This window comes from Pseudomonas sp. 9_2_1, assembly GCF_059295275.1.
In genome coordinates this window covers 2,595,731-2,622,674 of sequence record NZ_CM181239.1, presented here as the reverse complement: position 1 = coordinate 2,622,674, position 26,944 = coordinate 2,595,731, and the positions used below count along the sequence as shown (strand labels likewise).

Genomic DNA, 26,944 nt, shown 5'->3' with positions numbered 1-26,944 from the left:
TTCACTGTGCTTTCAGGGCTGCTGTGCAGCCCATCGCCGGCAAGCCAGCTCCCACAGGGTCCGCACTGTCTCAAGCAGTGTGTGGTGCCTGTGGGAGCTGGCTTGCCGGCGATGAGGCCGTCACAGGCATCATAAGGCTTGGAAAGCGAGTCAATCCTGCTCGGCAAACGCCTGATCGGCGTCCCAGCCCCCACCCAGCGCGGCAACCAGTTGCACACTGGCCACCAACCGCCCCTGCAGCAGGTTCAACACACTGCGCTCGTTGCTCAGCGCCGTGGTCTGCACATTCACCACATCCAGGTAGCCGATCAGCCCGGCACGGTACTGGTTCTCGGTCAGGCGCAGCGACTCGCGGGCTGCATCCAGCGCCTCCTGGCGCACCACCGCTTCGTCGCCATACACCTTCAGCTGCACCAGCAGGTTTTCCACTTCCTTGAAACCGTCCAGCACGGTCTGGCGGTACTGCGCCACGGTCTGGTCATATACCGCCACCGTGCGGTCCACTTCGGCACTGCGCTTGCCGGCGTCGAACAGGTTCAGCGCCAGCTGCGGGCCCACCGACCAGTAGCGGTTGGGCAGCTCGATCCAGTTGTTGAAACTGCTGCTGGAATAACCGCCACTCATGCTCAGGCTCAGGTCCGGGAAATACGCCGCCCGCGACACGCCGATATTGGCGTTGGCCGCCATCACGTTACGCTCGGCCGAGGCAATGTCCGGCCGCCGCTCCAGCAACTGCGAAGGCAATGAAACCGGAATCTGCGGCAGAGCCGGAATGTTCTTGCTGTCGGCCAGGGCAAAGTTGGCCGGCGTCTTGCCCATCAGCACGGCAATGGCGTTCTCGAACTGCGCGCGCTGCCAGATCAGGTCGATCAGGTCGGCCTGGGTGCTCTTCAACTGGGTACGCGCCTGGGCCACCGCATCGGGGCCGGCGACACCGGCCCGGTACTGGTTTTCGTTCATTCGCAGCGAGCGTTCATAGGCCGCCACGGTAGCTTCCAGCAAGCGCTTCTGCTCGTCGATTACCCGCAGTTGCAGGTAGTTCTGCACCAGCTCCGACTGCTGGCTGAGGCGGATCGAGGCCAGGTCGGCCAGGCTGGCTTCAGCACTGGCTTCATTGGCGTTCAGGGTTTCGCGCAGCTTGCCCCACAGGTCGATCTCCCAGCTGACGCCCAACTGTGCGTTGTAGGTGTCGCGGATGCCGCTGCTGCTGCTGGACAGGCTCGAGCTGGAACTGCCCGTACCCTGGGCAGAGCGGTTCTTGCCGACCGTCAGGTCCAGGCTGGGGAACAACCCTGCCCGGCTGCTGCGCACCAGTGCCTGGGCCTGGCGATACTGGGCTTCGGACTGCGCCACGGTCTGGTTGCTGCGGTTCAGCTCTTCGACCAGCGCGTTCAGCCCGGCATCGCCGTACAGTTCCCACCAGGCCCCGCGGGCGATGGCATCGGACGGCGTGGCCTGGGTCCAGCCTTCGGCGTGCTTGAACTGCGCCGCCGGGCTGTCCAGCTCGGGGCGGTGGTAGTCCGGGCTCAAGCTACAGGCACTGAGCAAGGCCGCGCACAATCCGGCACCCAGCAGGCGCGAGCCGCGGCCACGGGTCAGCACTTGCAGGGCACGGTGAAGTGGGGTCTGGGCAAAAGTCATAGCGGGGTATCCAGGGCGGCGTCGGTGCGCACGCCGCGCCAACGGTTGAAACGGTGACGCAGGTGGTCCAGGTACAAGTACACCACCGGCGTCGTATAAAGGGTCAGGACCTGGCTGAACACCAGGCCACCAATGATGGTCAGGCCCAGCGGCTGGCGCATCTCCGCACCCTCGGCACGGCTGAGCAACAGCGGCAGGGCACCAAGAATGGCCGCCAGGGTGGTCATCAGGATCGGCCTCAGGCGCAGCAGGCAGGCACGGCGGATCGACTCTTCCGGCGACAGGCCCTGATGGCGCTCCAGCTGCAAGGCCAGGTCGATCATCAGGATGGCGTTCTTCTTCACCACGCCAATCAGCAGGAATAGCCCCAGCAGCGAGATCAGGCTGAACTCGCCACCGGTGACGTACAGCGCCAGCAACGCACCGACCCCTGCCGAGGGCAAGGTCGAGAGGATGGTCAGCGGGTGAATATAGCTCTCGTAGAGAATACCCAGCACCAGGTAAACCAGCACCAAAGCGCCGAGGATCATGAACGGCTGGCCTTCCTGGGTCTTGGCGAAGGCGTTGGCCGTGCCGCCGAGCTTGGCGATCACCTCTTCAGGCAGGCCCAGCTTGGCCACCGCACGCTCCACGGCTGCCATGGCCTGGTCGGTGCTGTAACCTTCGGCGACATCGAAGGCGATGTCCTCGGAGGCGAACTGCCCCTCGTGGCTGACCCGGTCGTTGGCCAGGCTGTTCTCGTAGTGGGCGATGGTCGACAGCGGCACGCGAGCGCCGTCGGCGGTAATCACCTGCACTTGCTCGAGGGTGCTAGGGTCCCAGGCATACTTGGGGTTGATCTCCAGCACCACCTGGTACTGGTTGAGGCTGTCGTAGATGGTGGAGATCTGCCGCTGGCTGTAGGCGTTGTTGAGCACCGTGGTGACCATGCTCATGTCGATGCCCAGGCGTTTGGCCTGGTCACGGTCTACCACCAGGGTCACCTGCTGGGTGCCAGAACCGTCGCGGGCATCGATGGCGGTCAGTTCGGGCAGCGCGCGTATCGCCGCCACTACCTTGGGGAACCACTCGCGCAGGGCTGACAGGTCACCGCTCTGCAAGGTATAAAGGTACTGCGACGAGCTCTGGTCGCGGCCACCACCCCCCAGTTGCAGGTCCTGGTCGGCCATCAGGAACAGCCGCCCGCCGGGCACCTTGGGCATTTCCTTGCGCAACCGTTCAATCACCTTCTGCGCGTCGATCTTGCGCTCGCTGATCGGCTTCAGGCGCACAAGTACCATAGCGTTGTTGGTACCGCTGTTGCCGCCGATGAAACCGGCCACGCTCTGCACGGCCGGGTCCGCCAGCAGCGCCCGGCGGTAAATTTCCATCTTCGGCTGCATCACCCCGAACGACAGCCCGTCATCGCCACGGATGAAGCCCATCAACTGCCCGGTATCCTGCTGCGGGATGAGCGTTTTCGGCACCACCACATACAGGGCGACGTTCAGGCCGATGGTCGCCAGCAGGCTGATCAAGGTCAGGCGCCGGTGGCGCAGCACCCAGCCCAGGCTGCGGTCATAGCCATCGACCATGCGCTCGTGCAGTTTGTCGCTGTAGCGCTGCAGACGCGTCGGCTGGGCGCGGTGCGGCTTCAGCCAGCGGGCGCAGAGCATCGGCGTGAGGGTCAGCGAGACCACAAGCGAGACGATGATGGCCGCCGCCAGGGTGATCGAGAATTCCTGGAACAGGTTGCGCACGATGCCGCCCATGAACAGGATCGAGACGAACACTGCCACCAGCGAGACGTTCATGGACAGCAAGGTGAAGCCGACTTCCCTGGCGCCGAGAAACGCCGCGCGCATCGGCGGCTGGCCGTCCTCGATATGCCGCGAAATGTTCTCCAGCACCACAATGGCATCGTCCACCACCAGGCCGGTGGCGAGAATCAGCGCCATCAGCGACAGGTTGTTGAGGGAAAACCCGCACAGGTACATCACCGCGAAGGTGCCGACCAGCGACACCGGCACCGCCAGGCTGGGGATCAACGAAGCACGGAAACTGCCGAGGAACAGGTAGACCACCAGAATCACAAGCACCACGGCGACCAGCAGGGTGTGCTCGGCCTCTTTCAGGGTGGCCTTGATCACTGGCGAGCGGTCCATCGCCACGTTCAGCTGGACGCTGGCCGGCAGCAGCGACTGCAGGGCCGGCAGCTGTGCGTGGATCTGGTCGACGGTCTCGATGATGTTGGCGCCGGTCTGGCGGTTGACCACCAGCAGCACCGCACTCTGGTCGTTGAAGAAACCGCTGTTGTAGCGGTTTTCGACGCCGTCGGTCACGGTCGCCACATCGGCCAGACGCAAGATGGTGCCATTTTGCTGGCGGATCACGATCGGTTCGTAGTCCTTGGCCTTTTCCAGCTGGTCGTTGGCGCGCACTTGCCAGTTGCGCTCGCCGTCCTCTACAAAGCCCATGGGCCGGCGCTGGTTGGCATTGGCCACGGCGGTGCGAACTTCGTCCAGCGACAGGCTGTACTGGTTGAGCAGTTGCGGCTCGACGGCAATGCGCACCGCCGGCAACGAACTGCCACCGATCTGCACTTCCCCTACCCCGCTCACCTGGGCCAGGCTCTGCGACAGGATGGTATCGGCCAGGTCGTACAGCTGACCCTTCTGCAACACATCCGAAGTCAGTGACAGCACCATGATCGGTGCCTGCGCCGGGTTGATCTTCTTGTAGGTGGGCATGCTGCGCATGCCACTGGGCAACAGATTGCGGGTAGCATTGATGGCCGCCTGCACTTCACGCGCAGCGCCGTCGATGTCCCGGCCCTGCTCGAAGCCGATGATGACCCGCGTCGAGCCCTGGTTCGAGCTGCTGGTCAGGGTGGTAACGCCGGCGATGCTGCCAAGCTTGCGCTCCAGCGGCGTGGCCACGGTAGAGGCCATGACCTCCGGGCTGGCCCCCGCCAGGTTGGCCTGCACCACGATCACCGGGAAGTCCATCTGCGGCAACGGCGCCACCGGCAGCAGGCCGAAGCTGACGCCACCCAGCAGCATGATCGCCAGGCTCAGCAGCATGGTCGCGACCGGCCGGCGAATAAAAGGTGCGGACAGGTTCATGCCTCGGCCTGCTTCGCGTCAGTGGCCGGGCGCCAGCGCTGGGCCAGGCGGTCGAAGTACAGGTAGATGACCGGTGTGGTGAACAGCGTCAGCACCTGGCTGACCAGCAGCCCGCCGACCATCACCAGGCCCAGCGGCTGGCGCAGTTCGGCACCGGAACCGGTGGCCAGCATCAGCGGCACAGCGCCGAACAGCGCCGCCAGGGTGGTCATCAGGATCGGCCGGAAGCGCAGCAGCGCCGCCTGGTAGATCGCATCCTGCGGGCTCATGCCCTGGTGTCGCTCGGCCTCCAGGGCGAAGTCGATCATCATGATGGCGTTTTTCTTGACGATGCCGATCAGCAGGATGATGCCGATGATGGCGATCATGCCCAGGTCGTTGCCACTGAGGATCAACGCCAGCAAGGCGCCGACCGCTGCCGATGGCAGGGTCGAGAGGATGGTCACCGGGTGGATATAGCTCTCGTACAGCACGCCCAGCACGATGTACATGGTCACCACAGCGGCCAGAATCAGCAGCAAGGTGCTCGACAAGGATGCCTGGAACGCCTCGGCGGCGCCCTGGAATTTGGTCTGCACGCCAATCGGCATGCCGATGTCCTGCTGCACCTGCTCGATCACCTTCACCGCCTCGCCCAGCGAAGCGCCGTGCGCCAGGTTGAACGACATCATCACCGCCGGGAACTGGCCGATGTGCGAGATCGCCAGTTGCGCCTGGCGCTGCTCGACACGTGCCAGCGCAGACAGGCGCACCTGGCCGCCGTCGCTGGCCTTGACGTGGACCGCCTCCAGCGCCTGCGGGCCGATGCTTGCCGCATCGCGCGACTGCAGCACCACCCGGTACTGGCTGGCCTGGGTGTAGATGGTCGAGATCTGCCGCTGGCCGAAGGCGTCGTACAGGGCGTTGGTGATCTGCGAAACGTTGATCCCCAGGCGGCTGGCCATGTCGCGGTCAATCACCAGGTACACCTGCAGCCCCTTGTCCTGCAGGTCGCTGGCCACGTCCTGCAGTTCGGGCCGCTGCTGCAGGGCATTGGTCAGCTTGCCGCTCCACAGCGCGAGCAGGTCGGCATCCGGCGAAGACAGGCTGAACTGGTACTGGGTACGGCTGACCCGGTCTTCGATGCTCAGGTCCTGCACCGGCTGCATGAACAGGCGGATACCGACCAGCTTGTCGACCTGCGGCTGCAGGCGGCTGATCACCTCGGCGGCGGTGGCATCGCGCTCGCCATGCGGCTTGAGGTTGATCAGCAGGCGGCCACTGTTGAGCGTGGCGTTGTCGCCGTCCACGCCAATATACGAGGACAGGCTCTGCACCGCCGGGTCCTGCAGGATCACCTTGCTCAAGGCCTGCTGGCGGTCGCTCATGGCGGCGAACGAAGTGGATTGCGGGGCTTCGGAAATACCCTGGATCACCCCGGTGTCCTGCAGCGGGAAGAATCCCTTGGGTACGATCATGTACAAGAACACGGTCAGCACCAGGCTGGCCACTGCCACCAGCAGGGTCAGCGGCTGGTGCCGCAGAACCCACTGCAAGCCGCGGCCATAGTGCTTGATCAGCCAGTCGATCCAGGCGCCACTGGCGCGGTAGAAGCGGCCCTGCTCCTCTTCCTTGGGCTCACGCTTGAGCAGCCGTGCGCACATCATCGGCGTCAGTGTCAGCGAAACCACCAGGGAGATCAGGATCGCCACCGCCAGGGTGATGGCGAACTCGCGGAACAGCCGGCCGACCACATCGGCCATGAACAGCAGCGGGATCAACACCGCAATCAGCGAGAAGGTCAGCGAGATCAGGGTGAAGCCGATTTGCCGGGCACCCTTGAGCGCCGCCTGCAAAGGGGTCTCGCCCTCCTCGATGTGCCGGGAAATGTTCTCCAGCATGACGATGGCATCATCGACCACGAAACCGGTAGCGATGGTCAGGGCCATCAAGGTCAGGTTGTTCACCGAGAAGCCGGCCAGGTACATCACGCCGAAGGTGCCGATCAGCGACAGCGGCACGGCAATCGAGGGAATGAGGGTGGCGCTGAAGCGACGCAGGAAGACGAAGGTGACCATCACCACCAGCACGATGGCGATCAGCAACTCATGCTGCACGTCCTTGACCGCAGCGCGGATGGTCTGGGTACGGTCGGTGAGCACCGATACATCAAGGCCGGCCGGCAGGTTGTCGGTGATCGACGGCAGCAGCTCCTTGATGCGGTCGACCACCTCGATCACATTGGCGCCGGGCTGACGCTGGATATTCAGCAGCACTGCCTGGTTCTGGTTGGCCCAGGCTGCCAGACGCTCGTTTTCGGCGCCATCGACAATCTCAGCGACATCCTTGAGCCGTAGGGGCGCGCCATTGTTGTAGGCCAGGATCAGGTTGGCGTACTCCGCCGGGGTGCGCAGCTGGTCGTTGGCATCGAGCATCGACACCCGGGTCGGGCCGTCGAAGTTGCCCTTGGGCTGGTTGACGTTGGAAGCGCCTATAAGGGTCCGCACATCTTCCAGGTTCAGGCCATTGGCCGCCAACGCATCGACGTTGACCTTGATCCGCACCGCCTGACGCTGGCCGCCAGCAATGCTGACCATGCCCACACCACTGATTTGCGCGAGCTTCTGTGCCACGCGAGTGTCGACCAGGTCATTGAGCTTGGGCAGCGGCATGGTTTTGGACGAGATGGCCAGGGTCAGCACCGGGGTGTCGGCCGGGTTGACCTTGTTGTACACCGGTGGTGCCGGCAGGTCGCTGGGCAGGAGGTTGCTGGCGGCGTTGATCGCGGCCTGCACCTGTTGCTCGGCGACGTCCATGTTCATGTCGAGGTTGAAGCGCAGGGTCAGCACCGAAGCACCGCCGGAGCTGGTCGAGGCCATTTGCTCCAGGCCCGGCATCTGCCCGAACTGACGTTCCAGTGGCGCGGTTACCGCGCTGGTCATCACCTGCGGACTGGCGCCGGGGTACAGGGTCATGACCCGGATGGTCGGGTAATCCACCTGCGGCAACGCCGACACCGGCAGCAGCTTGTAGGCGATCAGGCCGGCCAGGACGATGGCCAGCATGCTCAGCGTGGTGGCGACCGGCCGCAGGATGAACAGGCGCGAGAGGTTCATGCGCCCGCCTTGCCTGCTGCTTTAACCGGCTGTTGCGGAAGCTGCGGCGCACCGCTTTGCGCCGAGCCTTTGGCGTCCTGGCCCTGCAGGTGCTGACCAGGCGTGGTCGGCACTTGCGAGCTGTCTTCGACCACCTCGACCTTGGTGCCTTCGCGCAGGCGATCGGTGCCTTCCAGCACCAGGCGGTCGCCAGCGGCCAGGCCTTCAAGGATGACGCTGTTGTCGCCGTCGCTGGCGCCGACCTTGAGCTTGCGCACGTTCACGGTGTTCTCGGCGTTGACCACATAGGCGAAGGTACCGTCGTTGCCGAACTGGATCGCCGCTGCCGGAGCCATGACCACCTGCTTGAGGGTGTCGGCCAGCAGGCGCACGTTGACGAACTGATTGGGGAATAGCGCCAGGTCCTTGTTCTCGAAGCGGCCTTTGAACTTCAGGGTGCCGGTGGTGGTGTCGATCTGGTTGTCGATGCTGCCTAGCACGCCGGTGGACTGCAGCTTGCTGTCACTGCGGTCCCAGGCCTCGACCGGCAGGCTGGCGCCGCTGCGATAGCGCTCCAGCACCGTGCTCAGCTCGGTTTCCGGCAGGGTGAAGGCGACGTTGATCGGCTCGGTCTGGGTAATGACCACCAGCGCGGTGGCATCGTTGGCTGCCACCAGGTTGCCCAGGTCGAGCTGGCGCAGGCCCACCCGGCCGTTGATTGGCGAGCGGATCTGGGTGAAATCGAGGTTCAGGCGGGCGTCATTGACCTGCGCCTGGTTGGTCTTGACCAGCCCCTGGAACTGCGCCACCTGCGCTTCGGCGGTATCGAGGGTTTGCTTGGCGATGCTGTCTTCGGCGTACAGGCCTTTATAACGGGCCACGTCGACCTGGGCATTTTTCAGCTGCGCCTGGTTCTGGGCCAGGGTGCCTTCGGCCTGCTGCAGGGCGATGCGGTAGGAACGCGGGTCGATCTCGGCGAGCAGATCGCCGGCCTTGACCTGCTGGCCTTCCTTGAAGTGGATTTTCACCAGCTCGCCCGCCACGCGGCTGCGCACGTTCACGGTATTGGTCGCAGTGACCGTGCCCAGTGCCTTGTAGTACAGCGGGAAGTCGCCCACACGTACCGGTTCGACACGGACCGGCACCGGGTCGGTGGAGCCGCCGAAGCCCGGCCGGCCGCCCATGCCCATGCCCTTGCCACCGCGCCCGCCGCCGGCTTCTTGATGCACAGGCGCCGCTGCGGGCCACAGCCACCAGGCGAGGGCCGCCACCAGCAGCAGGATCAGCAGGCCGACGAGCCAGCGACGGGGGGAACGGGAATTGGACGCTTGCATGGGTTGAACGAACCTTGTTCGGAATGACGACTTGGGAGGGTGAACGATAAGCACTGGCATCGTTTTAGCAAAGGCCCTTTACCAGAGGTTTACCTTTGCCTGACGTTGCCAAAACGCGGAATTTTAAATGAAAACGGCCCGGAACGTGTTCCGGGCCGTTACAGGGTTTTGCTTGGAGTGGAGATGGGCCTGAAGGTTTCCGTTGCCTTTGCTGGCCCTATCGCCGGCAAGCCAGCTCCCACAAGCACATCACAGGCATTGAGAACAGCCTTGTACCTGTGGGAGCTGGCTTGCCGGCGATAGGGCCGGTACAGGCTACAAATGCCTGCCCTGCCCCCCCCCCCCGCAACCCTTACTTCAGTACAGCCAGTGCCGCATCGTAGTTCGGCTCGTCAGCAATTTCGCCAACCAGCTCGCTGTGCAGCACCTTGTCGTTTTCATCCAGCACCACCACGGCGCGGGCGGCCAGGCCGGCCAGCGGGCCGTCGGCGATGGCAACGCCGTAGTTTTCGAGGAACTCGCGGCCACGCAGGGTCGACAGGTTCTTCACGTTTTCCAGGCCTTCGGCGCCGCAGAAGCGTGCCTGGGCGAACGGCAGGTCAGCCGAGATGCACAGCACCACGGTGTTGGCCACGTCGTTGGCCTGGGCGTTGAACTTGCGCACCGAGGTGGCGCAGGTCGGGGTGTCGACGCTTGGGAAGATGTTCAGCACCTTGCGCTTGCCGGCGAAGTCTTTCAGCGACTTGTCAGCCAGGCCTTCACCTACCAGGGAGAAAGCCGGAGCCTGGGCGCCGGCCTGTGGCAGGTTGCCGTTGACCTGGACCGGGTTGCCTTTGAGAGTCACTTGAGCCATGACGAAATCCTTATGCGAGGTTTGAAAAGGACACTGAGTTAAGCATGAAGGCGACCGGGTGCCTATGGGGGCAAGTGAAATTGTTCTAATCACAGACGAATTTTTGTGGACAAAATGCCGATACCTGCCGTGACGGCCAGTTGCCGAGCCCATCCCGACCTCCCACTCCGAGCCTGCTACAAAGTTGGTTTCTTGATTGATATGAGCTGCACAATACTACCCTCATAATGGCTGCATGGCTTGAGCTAGAGCGCTTTACGATAAAGTTGAGCCACCCCTGACAAGTATCAGGGTAAAAAAGCCTACAACTTTATCGGACGTTTCGCCACCAAGTTAATCTTGTACATCTTCCAACCCGATCTACCCTTCTTGCGAATGGTTTTCAAAACTCGGCCAACCCTCAGAGACGAAGTTTCCGCTCATGCACTGGCGAACCAGGCGGTACGAATGATGGAAATTTGCGGGCCGACGCTTCGGGCAGTTGAGTGCACTGATTTACTGGATGACGAACGCTATTTCTTGCATTTCCAATCGGCGGGGTTAGTAGCATGAACCGCCCACCGGATTCGCTCCGGCGCCATCTGTGCTCGACGTTGCTGATTCTGTTGTGTCTGTTAGGTGTATTTCCGCTGGATGTGATCCTCCCATCATTCCCTGCGCTCTCAGATGAGTTTCGGGTCGACTCAAAGCAGATAGCGTACTCCGTGAGCTTTTTTGCTATTGGCGTTGCCATGGCGCAACTAGTGATCGGCCCATTGTCGGATAGCATCGGGCGCAAGCGTTTGCTGCTCGCCGGGTTGGGAGTAGCCATTGCTGGGGCGCTCGGTTGCATATTTTCAACCACCTATGAAACGTTCATGGCGTTTCGTTTAATGCAGGCCCTGGGTTGCGGCAGCCTCGTGCTCGGCCAGGCGCTTGTGCAGGATCTGTATAGGGGTAAACAACGCAATGCCATGCGAATCCTGTTAACCAGCGCAAGTGGGTTATTCATCTCTCTGTCACCGCTGGCAGGTGCCTTTCTCCAGCAGCTCTTTGGCTGGGAGGCAAGCTTCACAGTATTCGTGGGCATCGCTGCGATCGTTTCACTTTTGTCGTATGTGCTGCTTCAGGACGCACCTGGGCTGCACCACCGGGCGTCAGGCTTCTCCAGTTATCTGATGATGCTGCGCGACACGCCCTATCTCGCCTATTCCATGCAGTCCAGCCTCGCCTTTGCCTGCCATTTTTCCTTTATCGTCATAGCGCCATTGCTGCTGATGGGCAGGCTGGAGCTGACGACCTATCAATTCTCCATTGTATTTATCGGCTATGGGTTGGCCTATATCGCTGGCGGAGTAGCTGCAACTTATTTGAACCATCGCGTAAGCCCGCAGGCTCAAATAAAAGCGGGTTTCCTGCTGATAAGTGCTGCGGGCGCCACCCTTTTGATATGGGAGCAGCTAGCAGGGTTGTCTGTGGTGGGTGTTCTGCTACCGATGATTGTCTGTACCACCGGGACAACCCTGGTGCGCCCGGCTGCGACGACCCAGGCCCTGGCACGCTATTCGCGCCAGGCAGGTGCGGCAGCCTCGCTCAACACGACACTGCTGTTCGCTTGGGCGGGTTTGACTGGCAGCGTGGTCGCAAGCTTCGAAAGTACACTTCCGGTAGGCCTGGGACTGCTGTTCGTGGTGGCCAGCCTCTGTGGATGGTGGCTGCTTGCGTGCACCAAGGACGATGAAATGCAACGCTGCTGAAACCTTGGTCAGGCTTAAAAAAATGCCCGGGTGGCGATAGCCGACCCGGGCAGCCTTTACTGCAAGCAGCGAATCAGCTCAGCAGGCCGTAGACCACCGAGGTCAGCGCAACCAGGCCGATCACCACGACGAACACATTGGAGGCCGCGCCGCTGTACTTGCGCATGGACGGTACCCGGCGAATCGCGTACATCGGCATCAGGAACAGCAGCACCGCCAGGATCGGGCCGCCCAGCGACTCGATCATGCCGAGGATGCTCGGGTTCAGGGTGGCGACGATCCAGCACACCACCAGCATCAGCCCGGCAACCACGCGGTCGAGTGCCTTGGCACCTGGGCGCGCGCCGGTCTTGGCAATGATGCCCTTCAGGCCTTCGCTGGCACCGATGTAGTGGCCGAGGAACGACTTGGCGATGGCCACGAAGGCGATCAGCGGCGCAGCGAAGGCGATGGCGGGGTTGCTGAAGTGGTTGGCCAGGTACGACAGGATCGACAGGTTCTGAGCCTTGGCCTCGGCCAGCTGGGCGCTGCTCAGGGTCAGCACGCAGCTGAACACGAAGAACAGCACCATCACCACCATCAGCAGGTGGGCACGGCGCAGGATCTGGCCGCTGCGCTCATCGGCGTGCTCGCCGTAGCGGCGCTTCTGGTCAACCGCGAAGGCCGAGATGATCGGCGAGTGGTTGAACGAGAACACCATCACCGGGATGGCCAACCACAGGGTGTGCAGGAAGGCCGAAGGCGGCGGTACCTGGGTGGCGCTGTCGAGGATGCCGCCGGTCCAGTGCGGGACCAGGTACAGGCCGAGCAGCGCCAGGGCGACGATGAACGGGTACACCAGCAGGCTCATGACCTTGACCGTGGCCTGCTCGCCACAGCGCACGATGGCCAGCAGGCCGAGGATCAGCACGAACGACAAAATGGCCCGTGGTGGCGGCGCCATGTGCAGCTGGTGTTCCATGAAGCTGGAAACAGTATTGGTCAGTGCCACGCTATAGATAAGCAGGATGGGGAAGATGGCGAAGAAGTACAGCACGGTGATCGACGCACCGGCGCTGATGCCGAAGTGCTCCTTGACCACCTCGGTGATGTCGCCGCCGTTGCGCCCCGACAGCACGAAACGAGTCAGCCCGCGGTGGGCGTAGTAGGTCATCGGGAAGGCCAGCACGGCCAGGATCAGCAGCGGCCAGAAGCCGCCGAGGCCGGCGTTGATCGGCAGGAACAGAGTCCCGGCGCCGATGGCTGTGCCGAACAGGCCCAGCATCCAGGTGGTGTCTTGACGCGCCCAGCTGCCGAGGGTGGCGGGGGTCGATTCTGCAAAGCGTTGTTCAACGCTTGGGGCCTGCTCATTCATCCGGGTGAAGCTCCACTCGCAAGACTGCAACAGGCTGAGAATGGCGAAATAGACGATTCGCCCAACTCAACCGGGAAAGAGGGGCGCGATTGTGCACGCAAAGGTTGCACTTGCGAAGCCCTTTTCCGAGGAGCGGTTGCACTTGTCTTTACAAGCAGGTTGTAGCAAGGGCTGCTTTGCAGCCCGATTGCCGCCACGCCGGCTCCCAGCCATGCGCTGTACCAGTGGGAGCCTGCTTGCCGGCGCTCGGGCCGCAAAGCGGCCCCGTGCGGTGTTACTTCTGGACGGCAGCGAACGCTTCGGCAACCCGTTGCAGGTTGGCGGGGCGCAGGCCGGACATGCAAACCCGGCCGCTGTCGATCAGGTACACGCCGAACTCGTCACGCAGGCGGCGTACCTGCTCGACGCTGAAGCCGGTGTAGCTGAACATGCCGCGCTGGCGGAGGAAGAACTGGAAGTCCTGGCCTGGCAGCAGCACGGCCAGGGCATCGACCAGCGCCTGGCGCATGTCGAGGATGCGCTTGCGCATCACTTCGACTTCGGCAGCCCACTGGGCATTCAGGCCGGCATCGCCGAGCACGCCGGCCACCAGCTGGGCACCGAAGTTGGGCGGGCTGGAGTAGTTGCGGCGCACGGTGGCCTTGAGCTGGCCCAGCACGCTCAGGGTGGTGTCGGCGTCATCGCACACCACCGACAGGCCCCCTACCCGCTCGCCATACAGCGAGAAGATTTTCGAGAACGAGTTGCTGACCAGGCACGGCACGCCGGCACGCGCCATTTCACGGATGGCGTAGGCGTCTTCCACCAGGCCTTCGGCGAAGCCCTGGTAGGCGATATCGAGGAACGGAATCAGTTTCTGGGCCTTGACCACCTCGACCACTTGTTGCCACTGGTTTTGCGTAAGGTCGGCCCCGGTGGGGTTGTGGCAGCATGGGTGCAGCAGGACCACGCTGTTGGCCGGCAGGTTGCGCAGGGTGGCCAGCATGCCGTCGAAGTCCACGCCACGGGTGGCCTGGTCGAAGTACGGGTAGGTGTTCACCTTGAAACCGGCGCCCTCGAAGATGGCGCGGTGGTTGTCCCAGGTCGGGTTGCTGACCCAGACTTCGGACTGCGGGAAGTAGCGCTTGAGGAAGTCGGCGCCGACTTTCAGCGCGCCGGAACCGCCAACCGTCTGAACGGTGGCTACGCGCTTGCCGGTCACGGCGGGGTGATCGGCCCCGAACAGCAGCGCCTGGATGGCCTGGCGGTAGCTGGCCAGGCCTTCCATCGGCAGGTAAAGCGAGGCTTCGTGGTCCTGGCCGGCCATGCGTTTTTCCACCGCATCCACCGCTGCCAGTTGCGGCACTACACCGGCCTCATCGTAATACAGGCCGATGCTCAGGTTGACCTTGTCGGCGCGCGGGTCGGCCTTGAAGGTTTCCATCAACGATAGGATCGGGTCGCCGGCATAGGCATCGACATGTTTGAACACAGCGTGCAGCTCCTTGGATCAGGACAGTTCGAAAAGGCAGACCTGAGCATACCCGGAGTGCAGGCTCAGGAACATCCACTAATGTGCAAGGTTGTCTATGCAACATTGCATGGCTGGGGATTTGTGCTGGCGGTGATGTCCCTGTCGCCAGCAAGCCAGCGCCCACAGGTACTTCACAACGCTCAGGGTTAGCGGTGTATCTGTGGGAGCTGGCTTGCCGGCGAAAGGGCCGGATCAGCCAAGCAACTCTCTCAGGCTTTGCAACTCCTGCTCGGTCACTGCCACCCCCTCCTCCTCGGCCACCTCGCGCTCGCGGTAACGTCGCTCACCCGGCATGCGCGTCAGCCCAGCGTGCTTCATCTGCTCCACCAGTTCGCGACTGCGCTGGGCGAAGCGCTCGCCCTCGGTCTTGCTCGGGTCGATCACGATGATCACCTGCCCGGTCCACGGCGTTTTCGCCCCCGGGTGCCCCGACCAGTCGAATTCCCACGAGAAATTCCCGCCGGTCAGCGCCGCCGCCAGCAACTCGACCATCATCGACAGCGCCGAACCCTTGTGCCCGCCGAATGGCAGCAAGGCGCCACCTTCGAGGATCGCCTTGGGTTCGGTAGTCGGCTCGCCACTGGCATCCACGCCCATGCCCTCGGGCAATTGCTGCCCGGCACGCGCGGCAATCTGCACGTCGCCGTGGGCCATGGCGCTGGTGGCCATGTCGAAGACGATCGGGTCGTGTTCGGCGCAAGGCGCGGCAAAGGCGATGGGGTTGGTCCCGAACAGGGGCTGGCGCGCGCCATGCGGCACCACGCAGGTCATGCTGTTGACCACGCTCAGGGCCACCAGGCCCTCGTCAGCGAATGGCTCCACATCCGGCCATAGCGCGGCAAAGTGGTGCGAGTTGTGAATCGCCAGCACGGCGATACCGGCGGTGCGCGCCTTGGCCACCAACAACTCACGGGCCGCTGCAAGCGCAGGCTGGGCGAAGCCCCCCGCCGCATCGACGCTGACATAACCGGGCGCCACATCACTGACCTCCGGCGTGGCCTGGCCGTCGACCCAGCCGCTGGCCAGGGTCGAAACATAGCCCGGCATGCGGAACACCCCATGGCTGTGCGCGCCATCGCGCTGGGCGCTGGCGCAGTTGTGGGCCAGCACACGGGCCACCCTCTCGCTGCAGCCATGACGCTGGAAAATGGCCTGCAACAGGTCCTGCAACTCGGTAAAAGGCACACGCACGTCGGTGCCAGTGGAAGGTGCGGACATCTGAAGCTCCTTGTTGGTATTGGAATGGCTACAGCGTTGCAACGACAAAAACTTTCCTGCATGTGACAGCTATCTGTCAAATGTTGACTTGATGACAGAAAACATTCATTTTCTGTCGCAAGCCTCACCCCTGGAGCCGCAGCATGAGCCAACCGATCAAGCAACGCCTGGAAAACAGCCTGGAAGGGGCCGCTGCCTCGGGCCGCAAGATCGCCACCTACATGCTCGCCAACCTGCACGAACTGCCGTTCCAGACCTCGGCCAGCATCGCTGCCAAGCTGGGCGTCAGCGAATCCAGCGTCGGGCGCTTCTGCCGCTCCTTGGGTTATGCCCACCTCAAGGCACTTAAGCAAGACCTGCAGAACGACCTGGGCGATGGCCCCTGGCTGGTGGGTGACCGTTTGCAGGATTACCGCCACAACCAGGACGCCAGCGACAACGCCGGCAGCCTGGAACTGGAAATCGCCGCACTGATGCGTGTGCACGAGTACCGCCAGAGCCCGGCGTGGCACAGCGTAGCGCAACGCCTGGCGGCCAAGCCGCGGGTGTTCGTCGCCGGTTTCCAGACCGAGCGCGGCATCGCCATGTGCATGAGCCACCTGCTGCAATACCTGCGCGATGGCGTGCAACTGGTAGACATCAGCGCCGGGCACTTCGGCGAAGTGCTGCTGGGCCGTGCCGAAGACAGCGCCCTGGTGGTGTTCGAGGCGCGCCGTTATTCCCGCCACGCCCTGCTGCTGTGCCAGAAGGCGCGCGCGGCCGGCATCGCGGTCACGCTGGTGACCGACACTTTCTGTGACTGGGCCGATGCCAACGCCGACGAGGTGTTCCGCATCCCCACGGAGTTCAACCTGTTCTGGGAATCCACCTCGACAATGCTGTCGTGGGTGCACCTGATGGTCAACGAGGTCTGCAAGAAGCTCGGACCTGATGTTGAAAAACGCTTGGAAGCGACTGCCGCTCTACATAACGAATTCGTCGGCTACACCTCGTGGCCGCCGAGCAAACAACAATAGCAAGAGTGCAATGAGGTGCGAGATGAACAAGACCATGGCCTTGGTGGGTGCGTGCGCCCTGCTGCTGACCGGTGCCGCCAGTGCCGAAACCCTGCGCTTCGCCACCGAGGGTGCCTACCCGCCCTTCAACTATGTAGACGCCGATAACAAGCTGCATGGCTTCGATATCGACATCACCCATGCCCTGTGCGAACAGATGAAAGTCGAGTGCACGCTGGTGGCCCAGGATTGGGAAGGCATTATCCCCGCCCTGATGGCGCGCAAGTATGACGCCGTCGTCGCGTCGATGATCAACACCGAGGAGCGACGCAAGAAAATTGCCTTCACCGACCACTACTACCGCACTCCGCTCACTGTCGCGGTAGCCAAGGACAGCAAGATCGACAGCGCCCAGACCGACTTCGTCGGTTACACAGTCGGTGCCCAGTCGTCGTCCACCCAGGCTATCTACGCCGAGGACGTGTACGGCAAGGCCGGTGCCGATGTGAAGCTGTACCCGACCATGGACGAAGCCAACGCCGACCTGGCCGCCGGGCGCCTGGACGGGGTGATTGCCGACAAGTTCCCGCTGCACGAGTGGATGACCAAAAACGGTGGGGATTGCTGCAAGATCCTCGGAGACGTTGCCGATACCAAGGCCGATGCCGCCATTGCCGTGCGCAAGGATGACGAGGCCCTGCGCCAGCGCCTGAACACCGCGCTGCAACAGCTGGTGGCCAACGGCACCTACCAGAAGATCGCCAGCAAGTACTTTGCTTTCGATATCTACAACTGATCTCAGAGCCCGTCTCGCCTGATCGGGCCCCATCGCCGGCAAGCCAGCTCCCACAGGACCGCACAAGGCCTGAGGGATGCGCAGCCCCTTGTGGGAGCTGGCTTGCCGGCGATGAGGCCGGTCAGGTCAACACAAGGTGTTCGTCATGCTCGATCAATTGTCCTTGCTGTCCTTCGCCAGCGGAGGCTGGGGCCAGGCGCTGCTGGCCGGCGCGCTGGTCACCGTTTCCCTGGCCCTGGCCTGCCTGCCCATCGGCCTGCCGCTGGGCCTGGTGGTAGCCTTGGCGGCGCGCTCGCGCAAGCGCCTGCCCCGGGCTTGGGCCACGACCTTTTCCACAGTATTCCGCGGCCTGCCCGAGCTGCTGACACTGCTGATCATCTATTACGGCTGCCAGATCGCGGCGCAGAAAATCCTTGCGGCCATGGGCTACGAGGGAGAGTTCCTGATCAACACCTTCCTGGCTGCGATGATTGCCTTCAGCCTGGTGTTTGCCGCATTTTCCAGCGAGATCTGGCTGGCAGCCTTCAAGACCTTGCCCAAAGGCCAACTCGAGGCCTGCTCGGCGCTGGGCCTGAGCAAGCGCACCGGCTTCTTCAAGGTGGTACTGCCGCAACTCACCCGCATCGCCCTGCCCGGTTTGTCCAACAACTGGCTGTCGCTGCTCAAGGATACTTCGCTGGTGTCGACCATCTCGCTGGTCGACCTGATGCGCCAGACCAACCTGGCGGTCAGCGTGACCAAGGAGCCGATGTTCTTCTATGGCGTCGCCTGTCTGGGCTACCTGCTGTTCGCGGCGCTGTCCGGGCGGGTGTTCGCCTTCATCGAACGACGCAGTAACCGCCACCTGCAAGGAGCACGGGCATGAGCCTCGATCAACTGCTGGCACTGGTTGTCGACCCTGATTTGCTGGAGCGCTACGGGCCGCGCTTTATCGATGGCCTGCTGGTCACCGCCAAGCTGGTGGCCATTTCCTTCAGCCTGGGCGCCTTGCTGGGCTTGCTGCTGGCCCTGGCGCGGATGTCGCGCAGCCAGCTGCTGCAGCGCATGGCCGCAGGCTACGTGTACTTCTTCCGCGGTTCGCCGTTGCTGGCCCAGTTGTTCCTGCTTTACTACGGCCTGGGCTCGTTCAAGGGCTTCTGGCAGGACGTAGGCCTGTGGTGGTTCTTCCGCGAGGCGTGGTTCTGCACCTTGCTGGCGTTCACCCTGAACACGGCGGCATACCAGGCAGAGATCTTCCGCGGCAGCCTGATGGCGGTCGCACCCGGCCAGCACGAAGCGGCGCGGGCACTGAACCTGAAGCGCTCGACCACCTTCTTCAAGGTGATCCTGCCGCAATCGCTGCTGGTGGCCATCGGCCCGCTGGGCAACGAGCTGATCCTGATGATCAAGGCCAGCGCAATCGCCTCGCTGGTGACCATCTACGACCTGATGGGCGTGACCAAACTGGCCTTCTCGCGCAGTTTCGACTTCCAGATCTACCTGTGGGCTGCCGTGCTCTACCTGGTGATCGTCGAGGTGGTGCGCCGCTTGCTGAAACACCTGGAAGGCCGCCTGGGCCGCCACCTGAACTGACCGAAGGATACGTTCCATGCATTGCCAGACCCTTGTCCTCGGCGCCGGCATCGTCGGCGTCAGCACCGCCCTGCATCTGCAGGCCCGCGGGCGCCAGGTGATCCTGATCGACCGCGACGAACCGGGCAGCGGCACCAGCCACGGCAATGCCGGGCTGATCGAGCGCTCCAGCGTCATCCCCTATGCCTTCCCTCGGCAACTGGGCGCGCTGCTGCGCTACGGCCTGAACCGCCAGCCTGATGTGCGCTACAGCCTGGCGCACCTGCCCAAGGTGGCGCCGTGGCTGTGGCGTTACTGGCGCCAGTCGGCGCCTGGGCGCCTGGCCAGCGCCGCCGCCGACATGCTGCCGCTGGTGCAGCGCTGCGTCGAAGAACATGACGCGCTGATTGCCGCCGCCGGCCTGGAAGGGCTGGTGCAGGCCAAAGGCTGGATCGAGGTATTCCGCGAGCCGGCGCTGTTCGAGCAGGCCAAGGCCGATGCCAAAGGGTTGAGCCGTTACGGCCTGCAATTCGAGATCCTCGAATGCGGCCAGCTGCAGGCCCGTGAGCACCAGCTGGACGCCACCGTGGTGGGCGGTATTCACTGGCTCGACCCGAAGACCGTGAACAACCCCGGCGCCCTCACCCGCGGCTACGCGGCGCTGTTCATGCAGCGCGGCGGGCAGTTCCTGCATGGCGATGCGCGCAGCCTGCGCCAGGCCAACGGCCAGTGGCGCGTGGACAGCCGCCGCGGCCCGATCACGGCCGACGAAGTGGTGGCTTGCCTGGGGCCGCAGTCGGCCGATCTGTTCAGCGGGCTGGGCTACCAGATCCCGCTGGCGATCAAGCGCGGCTACCACATGCACTACGGCACCCGCGACGGCGCGCAGCTGGAGCATTCCATCTGCGACACCCAGGGCGGCTACGTACTGGCGCCAATGGCGCGCGGCGTGCGCCTGACCACCGGCATCGAATTCGACGCCAGCAGCGCCCCGGGCAACCAGATCCAGCTGGGCCGCTGCGAAGCCCTGGCGCGCAAGCTGTTCCCGGCCCTGGGTGAGCGCCTCGACGACAGCCCCTGGCTGGGTCGTCGCCCGTGCCTGCCCGACATGCGCCCGGTGATCGGCCCGGCGTCGCGCCACCCGGGGCTGTGGTTCAACTTCGGCCACGCTCACCACGGCCTCACCCTGGGCCCGGTGAGCGGCAGGCTGGTGGCAGAGCTGGTCACCGGCGAGCGCCCCTTCACCGACCCCGCGCCTTACAGCGCGACCCGTTTCGACTGAACCCACGCGGGAGAACAACAAGATGACCGCACCACTGAGCCTTGCCAGCATTGCCCCTGAACCCGACCCGCGCCCGGTGCTTATCCGCATCGAAGGCCTGAACAAGCACTACGGCGCGTTTCACGTGCTGCGCGACATCGACCTGCAGGTGCGCGAAGGCGAACGCATCGTGCTGTGCGGGCCGTCCGGCTCGGGCAAGTCGACCCTGATCCGCTGTATCAACCGCCTTGAAATCGCCCAGCAGGGCAGCATCCACGTCGACGGTACCGACCTTGCCGCCACCACCCGCGCTGCTGCCCAGGTGCGCAGTGAAATTGGCATGGTGTTCCAGCACTTCAACCTGTTCCCGCACATGAGCGTGCTCGACAACTGCCTGCTGGCCCCCACCAGCGTGCGCGGCCTGTCGCGCAAGGAGGCCGAAGAGCGGGCGCGCATGTACCTGAGCAAGGTCGGCATCGAGAGCCAGGCGCACAAATACCCCAGCCAGTTGTCTGGCGGCCAGCAGCAGCGCGTGGCGATTGCCCGGGCGCTGTGCATGAAGCCGCGGATCATGCTGTTCGACGAGCCCACCTCGGCGCTGGACCCGGAAATGGTCGCCGAGGTGCTGGATGTGCTGGTGCAGCTGGCAGGTACCGGCATGACCATGTTGTGCGTGACCCATGAAATGGGCTTTGCCCGGCAGGTGGCCGAGCGGGTGCTGTTCCTGGAGGGCGGGCAGATCCTCGAGGACAGCCCGCCGCAGGTGTTCTTCAACCAGCCACGTACCGAGCGGGCCAAGGGGTTCCTGGCGCAGATTCTGCACTGAGCAAATTGAGTTGGCCCTGTCGCCGGCAAGCCAGCTCCCACGGGTACTGCACCGGGTTTGAAAGCTGCAGATACCCTGTGGGAGCTGGCTTGCCGGCGAGAGGCCCAGTAGCACAACCACAGAACCACCTTCATTGCAGCGCTGCAAAGACCCAACTGCATCGTTAAATATTATTGACCTCCACCCCCGGCAAACCCACGCCGGCACAGGCCCGCATCGGTTTCAGCCCCCAAAAACCGGTGCATTCCCCGCGTTAAAGCCCTCTGCTGTCGTTTGACATATCGAACGGCTCTGGCAAGCTACAGACAAGCCCCGACCGGAATCGTCGCCTCTGACGAGCCGGCAGTGCTCGGGGCTTCAGGCAGCACTCAAGGCCCCGGGCCGTGCGCCTGCACAACAACGACAGGTCGAACCTGTCCCAAGGTGACATATGTCCAACAGCAACATTGGCAACAAGCAACCTTCCCTGCGCAAACCCGTCGTCCTGATGACCATGGGCAGCCAAGAGCGCAAAGGCCATGACTACCAGGTCATGACCCACAAATACATCACCCCGCTGGTCGAGTTTTCAGATTGCGTCCCGGTACTTGTGCCCACCTGCTGCGGCACCGAAGACCTCGAGACTTATCTGGACATGGCCGACGGCGTGTACCTGACCGGCGCTGGCAGCAACATCGACCCAGCCCTGTACGGCCAGGAAAACCAGACCCCGGGCAAGGGCCAGGACCAGAACCGCGACCTGTTCGACATCCCGCTGGTCAAGGCGGCGCTCAAGCGCGGCCTGCCTATCTTCGGCATCTGCCGTGGCATGCAGGAAATCAACGTGGCTCTGGGCGGCGACATCTACCAGAAGGTCTATGCCGAGCCTGGTTTCAACGACCATCGGGAAAACCCCGAAGACCCGGTCGAGGTGCAGTACGCCCAGGTGCACAGCGTGAAGGTCCAGCCGGGCAGCTGGTTGCGCGATACCCTGGGTACCGACGAGATTCGCGTCAACTCGCTGCATGGTCAGGGCCTGCGCACGCTTGGCAGCGGCCTCGAAGCCATCGCCCACGCCGAAGATGGCCTGGTCGAGGCCATTCATGGCCCGAGCATCTCGCCATTCCTGTTCGCCGTGCAATGGCACCCGGAGTGGCAAGCGGCGAAGAACCCTGATTCGATCAAGATGTTCCAGGCGTTCGGCGATGCTTGCCGCGCCCAGGTACGCAAGGCGCAGATCAAGCGCCAGCACGCTGCCTGACCTTCAGTTTCCTCTGCTTTGATCGCGGGGCGGCGCAAGGCCGCCCTCGCTTCCCCGGTCACCCTCTGCTGGTCCCAGAACACTTCCCGTGGATGCGGGCGGCGGGCTTGTGCTTGTCTCCGCGATCGTTTTTTGCCTTTCCTCCAAGAGATACGATGACTGCCAAGTGGTAGTCTTCAGATTTTCTGCGCCTGTGAGATCGAGCGCCGTGCGGGCGGCGCGCGATATCTGCACCAACACAAACCCTAAACCGATCACCTGTGCGCCCTGGCAAAAATTTCCTGCGAGGGGGCTAGTCATCGAACAGGTTGTACGATAACTTACCTCTAACGCAGCACAACACCCATCACCCAAGCGCCACAGGATGCCAACAACAATGAATCCCCAAGAACTCAAATCCATCCTCTCCCACGGCCTGCTGTCTTTCCCGGTCACCGACTTCAACGCCCAGGGCGACTTCCACCAGGCTGGCTACATCAAGCGCCTGGAATGGCTGGCCCCGTATGGCGCCAGCGCCCTGTTCGCTGCCGGTGGCACCGGTGAGTTCTTCTCCCTGGCCGCCAGCGAATACAGCCAGGTGATCAAGACCGCCGTGGATACCTGCGCCACTTCGGTACCTATCCTCGCCGGCGTCGGTGGTTCTACCCGCCAGGCCATCGAATACGCCCAGGAAGCCGAACGCCTGGGTGCCAAGGGCCTGCTGCTGCTGCCGCACTACCTGACCGAAGCCAGCCAGGACGGCGTTGCCGCCCACGTCGAAGCCGTGTGCAAATCGGTAAACATCGGTGTGGTGGTGTACAACCGCAACGTCTGCCGCCTGAACGCCGACCTGCTGGAAAAACTGGCCGAGCGCTGCCCTAACCTGATCGGCTACAAGGACGGCCTGGGTGATATCGAGCTGATGGTGTCGATCCGTCGCCGCCTGGGCGACCGCTTCAGCTACCTGGGTGGCCTGCCGACCGCCGAAGTGTATGCTGCCGCCTACAAGGCATTGGGCGTACCGGTGTATTCCTCGGCCGTGTTCAACTTCGTGCCGAAAACCGCCATGGACTTCTACAACGCCATCGCCCGCGACGACCACGCCGCCGTTGGCAAGCTGATCGATGACTTCTTCCTGCCGTACCTGGATATCCGCAACCGCAAGGCCGGTTACGCCGTGAGTATCGTCAAGGCCGGTGCCAAAATCGCCGGTTACGACGCAGGCCCGGTGCGCACGCCGCTGACCGACCTGACCGTCGAAGAGTACGAAATGCTCGCCGCGCTGATGGACAAGATGGGCCCGCAATAAGCGACCCTGCGGCCTGCCCTTGCCGCATCCGGAGTGGGAAAAGCCCACTCCGGTTACAATTCGTGAGCCCGCACAAAAATAACTAGTGGGAGTATTGCCAGCATGCAAGCGACTAAGAAGACGCATGTGCGCTACCTGATCCTGTTCATGCTGTTCCTGGTGACCACGATCAACTATGCCGACCGCGCTACCATCGCCATCGCAGGCTCCAGCCTGCAGAAAGACCTCGGCATTGACGCCGTAACCCTCGGTTATGTTTTTTCCGCCTTTGGATGGGCTTACGTGGCTGGCCAGATTCCTGGTGGCTGGCTGCTCGATCGCTTCGGCTCCAAGAACGTCTACGCCTTCAGCATTTTCACCTGGTCGCTGTTCACCCTGCTGCAGGGTTTTGTCGGCGGCCTGCCGGTTGCCTGGGCAGTGGTCACCCTGTTCACCCTGCGCTTTCTGGTCGGCTTCGCCGAAGCCCCGTCGTTTCCGGGCAACGCCCGCATCGTCGCGGCCTGGTTCCCGACCCAGGAACGCGGCACCGCCTCGGCGATCTTCAACTCGGCGCAATACTTCGCTACCGCGTTGTTCGCACCGATCATGGGCTGGATCGTGTTCAGCTTCGGCTGGGAGCACGTGTTCGTGGTCATGGGCGCGCTAGGTATCGTGTTCTCGATGGTGTGGCTGAAGACCATCTACAACCCACGCCAGCACCCCCGCATCAGCCCGGCCGAGCTTGCACACATCGAGCAGAACGGCGGCCTGGTGGACATGGACCAGAAGCGCGGTAACGCTGGCCCGAAATGGGGCTATATCAAGCAGCTGCTGACCAGCCGCATGCTGCTGGGCGTGTACCTGGGCCAGTATTGCATCAACGCCATCACCTACTTCTTCCTCACCTGGTTCCCGGTGTACCTGGTGCAGGAGCGTGGCATGACCATCCTCAAGGCCGGCTTCATCGCCTCGCTGCCGGCGGTATGCGGCTTTATCGGCGGTGTACTGGGTGGGGTGATCTCGGACTGGCTGCTGCGCCGTGGCAACTCGCTGACCTTCTCGCGCAAACTGCCGATCGTGTGTGGCCTGCTGCTGTCGACCACCATGGTGTTCTGCAATTATGTCGACGCCGAGTGGATGGTGGTCGGTTTCATGACCCTGGCCTTCTTTGGCAAAGGCATCGGCGCGCTGGGCTGGGCGGTGGTGGCCGACACCTCGCCCAAGCAGATTGCCGGGCTGTCGGGCGGCCTGTTCAACACCTTCGGCAACATCGCCTCGATCACCACGCCCATCGTCATTGGCTACATCATCAGCGCCACCGGCTCGTTCAAATGGGCGCTGGTCTATGTGGGCGCCAATGCCTTGGTGGCGGTATTCAGCTACCTGGTGATCGTCGGCCCGATCAAGCGTATCGAACTGCGCGACGATGCCCCCAAGCCACAGGCTGAGCCTGGCGCCAATGGCGAACTGGCCAGCTCGCGTCACTGAGTGAACACGCCCGCGCCGGACACCGGTGCGGGCGGCTGTACAAAAAGCCTGAGAACCTGACACGTAGGGCCAAAACATGCAGTTGATCGAACATTCCGACTCGCCCCGCTACGTCCGCCTGCACGACGACGACAATGTCGTGGTAGTGGTCAACGACGGCGGCCTGGGCGAAGGTGCCCGCTTTGCCGACGGCCTGACCCTGGTCGAAGGCGTACCGCAGAGCCACAAGGTGGCCGCCGTGGCTATCGCCAAAGGCGAGCCGGTACGCCGTTACGGGCAAATCATCGGCTACGCACTGGAAGACCTGCGCCAAGGCAGCTGGGTACAGGAAAGCCAACTGGCCATGCCTGCCGCGCCAGCGCTGGACAGCCTGCCGCGCTGCGATGCTGTGCCGCAACCGCTGCCGCCGCTCGAAGGTTTCACCTTCGAAGGCTACCGCAATGCCGATGGCACCGTCGGCACCCGCAACATCCTCGGCATCACCACCACCGTGCAGTGCGTGACCGGCGTGCTGGAACATGCCGTCAAGCGCATTCGTGACGAGCTGCTGCCAAAGTACCCCAACGTCGATGATGTAGTGGCCATCACCCACAGCTATGGCTGTGGCGTAGCCATCAATGCCCGCGACGCCTATATCCCGATCCGTACCGTGCGCAACCTGGCGCGTAACCCCAACCTGGGCGGCGAGGCACTGGTCATCAGCCTGGGTTGCGAAAAGCTCCAGGCCGGCCAGGTGATGCACGACAACGACCCGTCGGTCGACCTAAGCGACCCTTGGCTGTACCGCTTGCAGGACGCCAGCCTGGGCTTCGTGGAAATGATCGAACAGATCATGGCGCTGGCCGAAACGCGCCTGAAGAAACTCGACCAACGCCGCCGCGAAACCGTGCCGGCCAGCGAGCTGATCCTGGGCATGCAGTGCGGTGGCAGCGATGCCTTCTCGGGCATTACTGCCAACCCGGCGCTGGGCTACGCATCCGACCTGCTGGTGCGCGCCGGTGCCACGGTGCTGTTCTCGGAAGTGACCGAGGTGCGTGATGCCATCTACATGCTGACCTCGCGGGCAGAAAACCAGCAGGTTGCCGATGCCCTGATACGTGAAATGGACTGGTACGACCGCTACCTGCAGCAAGGCGCCGCCGACCGCAGCGCCAATACCACACCCGGCAACAAGAAAGGCGGCCTGTCCAACATTGTCGAGAAATCCCTGGGCTCGATCGTCAAGTCGGGCAGCGGTGCCATCCAGGGCGTGCTGGGCCCGGGCGAGCGGGTTGAGCGCAAGGGCCTGATTTTCTGCGCCACCCCGGCCAGCGACTTTGTCTGCGGCACCCTGCAGCTGGCTGCCGGCATGAACCTGCACGTGTTCACCACCGGCCGCGGCACCCCGTACGGCCTGGCCATGGCCCCAGTGGTGAAGGTGTGCACCCGCAGTGAACTGGCGCAGCGCTGGCCCGACCTGATCGACATCGACGCCGGGCGTATCGCCACGGGCCGCTCGAGCATCGAGGAGCTGGGATGGCAACTGTTCCACTACTACCTGGACGTGGCCAGCGGCCGCAAGCAGACCTGGGCCGAACAGCACCGCCTGCACAACGACATCACCCTGTTCAACCCGGCGCCCATCACCTGATGGTTCGGGTTTGCCCAATTCAACATTGCAACGCCGTCCCTGTGGGAGCAAACGCCTCAAGCA

19 protein-coding genes are annotated in these 26,944 nt (G+C 63.4%); 11 read left to right on the top strand and 8 right to left on the bottom strand.

Annotated features, from left to right (window positions below):
- Positions 1–150: 150 nt before the first annotated feature.
- The 5 genes from AC5O5I_RS11775 to tpx all read right to left on the bottom strand — a co-directional run bounded on the left by AC5O5I_RS11775 (position 151) and on the right by tpx (position 10,006).
- Positions 151–1,641, bottom strand: coding sequence for an efflux transporter outer membrane subunit (locus tag AC5O5I_RS11775; protein ID WP_172220048.1), 1,491 nt, complete (start codon positions 1,639–1,641; stop codon positions 151–153).
- Positions 1,638–4,745 carry an efflux RND transporter permease subunit gene (locus tag AC5O5I_RS11770; protein ID WP_172220051.1) on the bottom strand — a complete coding sequence of 1,036 codons (3,108 nt, stop codon included), beginning with the start codon at positions 4,743–4,745 and terminating at the stop codon, positions 1,638–1,640. The genes AC5O5I_RS11775 and AC5O5I_RS11770 overlap by 4 nt, the downstream gene beginning before the upstream one ends.
- On the bottom strand, positions 4,742–7,840 hold the full coding sequence (locus AC5O5I_RS11765) for an MdtB/MuxB family multidrug efflux RND transporter permease subunit (protein WP_172220054.1): 3,099 nt from the start codon (positions 7,838–7,840) through the stop codon (positions 4,742–4,744). The genes AC5O5I_RS11770 and AC5O5I_RS11765 overlap by 4 nt, the downstream gene beginning before the upstream one ends.
- Positions 7,837–9,153, bottom strand: a complete 1,317-nt coding sequence (locus AC5O5I_RS11760; protein ID WP_172220057.1) for an MdtA/MuxA family multidrug efflux RND transporter periplasmic adaptor subunit — start codon at positions 9,151–9,153, stop codon at positions 7,837–7,839. Before AC5O5I_RS11760 ends, AC5O5I_RS11765 begins: the two co-directional genes overlap by 4 nt.
- A 352-nt stretch (positions 9,154–9,505) precedes the next feature.
- Positions 9,506–10,006, bottom strand: coding sequence for a thiol peroxidase (tpx, locus tag AC5O5I_RS11755; protein ID WP_172220060.1), 501 nt, complete (start codon positions 10,004–10,006; stop codon positions 9,506–9,508).
- 548 nt (positions 10,007–10,554) lie between these two features.
- Here tpx and AC5O5I_RS11750 point away from each other — a divergent pair.
- Entirely contained in the window at positions 10,555–11,742 is a 1,188-nt protein-coding gene (locus tag AC5O5I_RS11750; RefSeq protein ID WP_172220063.1) for a Bcr/CflA family efflux MFS transporter, read from the top strand.
- A 73-nt stretch (positions 11,743–11,815) separates the two neighbouring features.
- Here the strand turns inward: AC5O5I_RS11750 and AC5O5I_RS11745 are convergent, their stop codons facing one another.
- The 3 genes from AC5O5I_RS11745 to AC5O5I_RS11735 all read right to left on the bottom strand — a co-directional run bounded on the left by AC5O5I_RS11745 (position 11,816) and on the right by AC5O5I_RS11735 (position 15,827).
- Positions 11,816–13,096: a serine/threonine transporter gene (locus tag AC5O5I_RS11745; protein WP_172220066.1), complete on the bottom strand. Its 1,281-nt coding sequence runs from the start codon at positions 13,094–13,096 to the stop codon at positions 11,816–11,818.
- A 274-nt stretch (positions 13,097–13,370) separates the two neighbouring features.
- Positions 13,371–14,567: an amino acid aminotransferase gene (locus tag AC5O5I_RS11740; RefSeq protein WP_172220069.1), complete on the bottom strand. Its 1,197-nt coding sequence runs from the start codon at positions 14,565–14,567 to the stop codon at positions 13,371–13,373.
- A 234-nt stretch (positions 14,568–14,801) separates the two neighbouring features.
- Positions 14,802–15,827, bottom strand: a complete 1,026-nt coding sequence (locus AC5O5I_RS11735; RefSeq protein ID WP_172220072.1) for an Ldh family oxidoreductase — start codon at positions 15,825–15,827, stop codon at positions 14,802–14,804.
- 143 nt (positions 15,828–15,970) lie between these two features.
- On the opposite strand from AC5O5I_RS11735, the gene AC5O5I_RS11730 reads away from it, so the two are divergent.
- From AC5O5I_RS11730 to garD, 10 genes are all read left to right on the top strand, one after another.
- The gene (locus AC5O5I_RS11730) at positions 15,971–16,843 is read left to right on the top strand and encodes a MurR/RpiR family transcriptional regulator (RefSeq protein WP_172220075.1); all 873 of its coding nucleotides are present in this window, start codon (positions 15,971–15,973) and stop codon (positions 16,841–16,843) included.
- 22 nt (positions 16,844–16,865) lie between these two features.
- Positions 16,866–17,618: a transporter substrate-binding domain-containing protein gene (locus tag AC5O5I_RS11725; RefSeq protein WP_172220078.1), complete on the top strand. Its 753-nt coding sequence runs from the start codon at positions 16,866–16,868 to the stop codon at positions 17,616–17,618.
- Between the two features lie 145 nt (positions 17,619–17,763).
- On the top strand, positions 17,764–18,483 hold the full coding sequence (locus AC5O5I_RS11720) for an ABC transporter permease (RefSeq protein ID WP_172220081.1): 720 nt from the start codon (positions 17,764–17,766) through the stop codon (positions 18,481–18,483).
- Positions 18,480–19,190 (top strand): ABC transporter permease, encoded by a 711-nt coding sequence (locus AC5O5I_RS11715; RefSeq protein WP_172220084.1) that lies wholly within the window; start codon positions 18,480–18,482, stop codon positions 19,188–19,190. The genes AC5O5I_RS11720 and AC5O5I_RS11715 overlap by 4 nt, the downstream gene beginning before the upstream one ends.
- Positions 19,191–19,206: 16 nt before the next feature.
- Positions 19,207–20,451 carry an NAD(P)/FAD-dependent oxidoreductase gene (locus AC5O5I_RS11710; RefSeq protein WP_172220087.1) on the top strand — a complete coding sequence of 415 codons (1,245 nt, stop codon included), beginning with the start codon at positions 19,207–19,209 and terminating at the stop codon, positions 20,449–20,451.
- A 22-nt stretch (positions 20,452–20,473) separates the two neighbouring features.
- On the top strand, positions 20,474–21,256 hold the full coding sequence (locus AC5O5I_RS11705; protein WP_172220090.1) for an amino acid ABC transporter ATP-binding protein: 783 nt from the start codon (positions 20,474–20,476) through the stop codon (positions 21,254–21,256).
- A 430-nt stretch (positions 21,257–21,686) separates the two neighbouring features.
- The gene (locus AC5O5I_RS11700) at positions 21,687–22,496 is read left to right on the top strand and encodes a gamma-glutamyl-gamma-aminobutyrate hydrolase family protein (RefSeq protein ID WP_172220093.1); all 810 of its coding nucleotides are present in this window, start codon (positions 21,687–21,689) and stop codon (positions 22,494–22,496) included.
- A gap of 376 nt (positions 22,497–22,872) precedes the next feature.
- Complete coding sequence (gene kdgD / locus AC5O5I_RS11695) at positions 22,873–23,784, top strand: 5-dehydro-4-deoxyglucarate dehydratase (protein WP_494512620.1); 912 nt, start codon at positions 22,873–22,875, stop codon at positions 23,782–23,784.
- Positions 23,785–23,886: 102 nt separating this feature from the next.
- Positions 23,887–25,251 (top strand): MFS transporter, encoded by a 1,365-nt coding sequence (locus tag AC5O5I_RS11690; protein WP_172220098.1) that lies wholly within the window; start codon positions 23,887–23,889, stop codon positions 25,249–25,251.
- A gap of 76 nt (positions 25,252–25,327) precedes the next feature.
- Positions 25,328–26,881 (top strand): galactarate dehydratase, encoded by a 1,554-nt coding sequence (gene garD, locus AC5O5I_RS11685; RefSeq protein WP_494512619.1) that lies wholly within the window; start codon positions 25,328–25,330, stop codon positions 26,879–26,881.
- Positions 26,882–26,944: the final 63 nt, after the last annotated feature.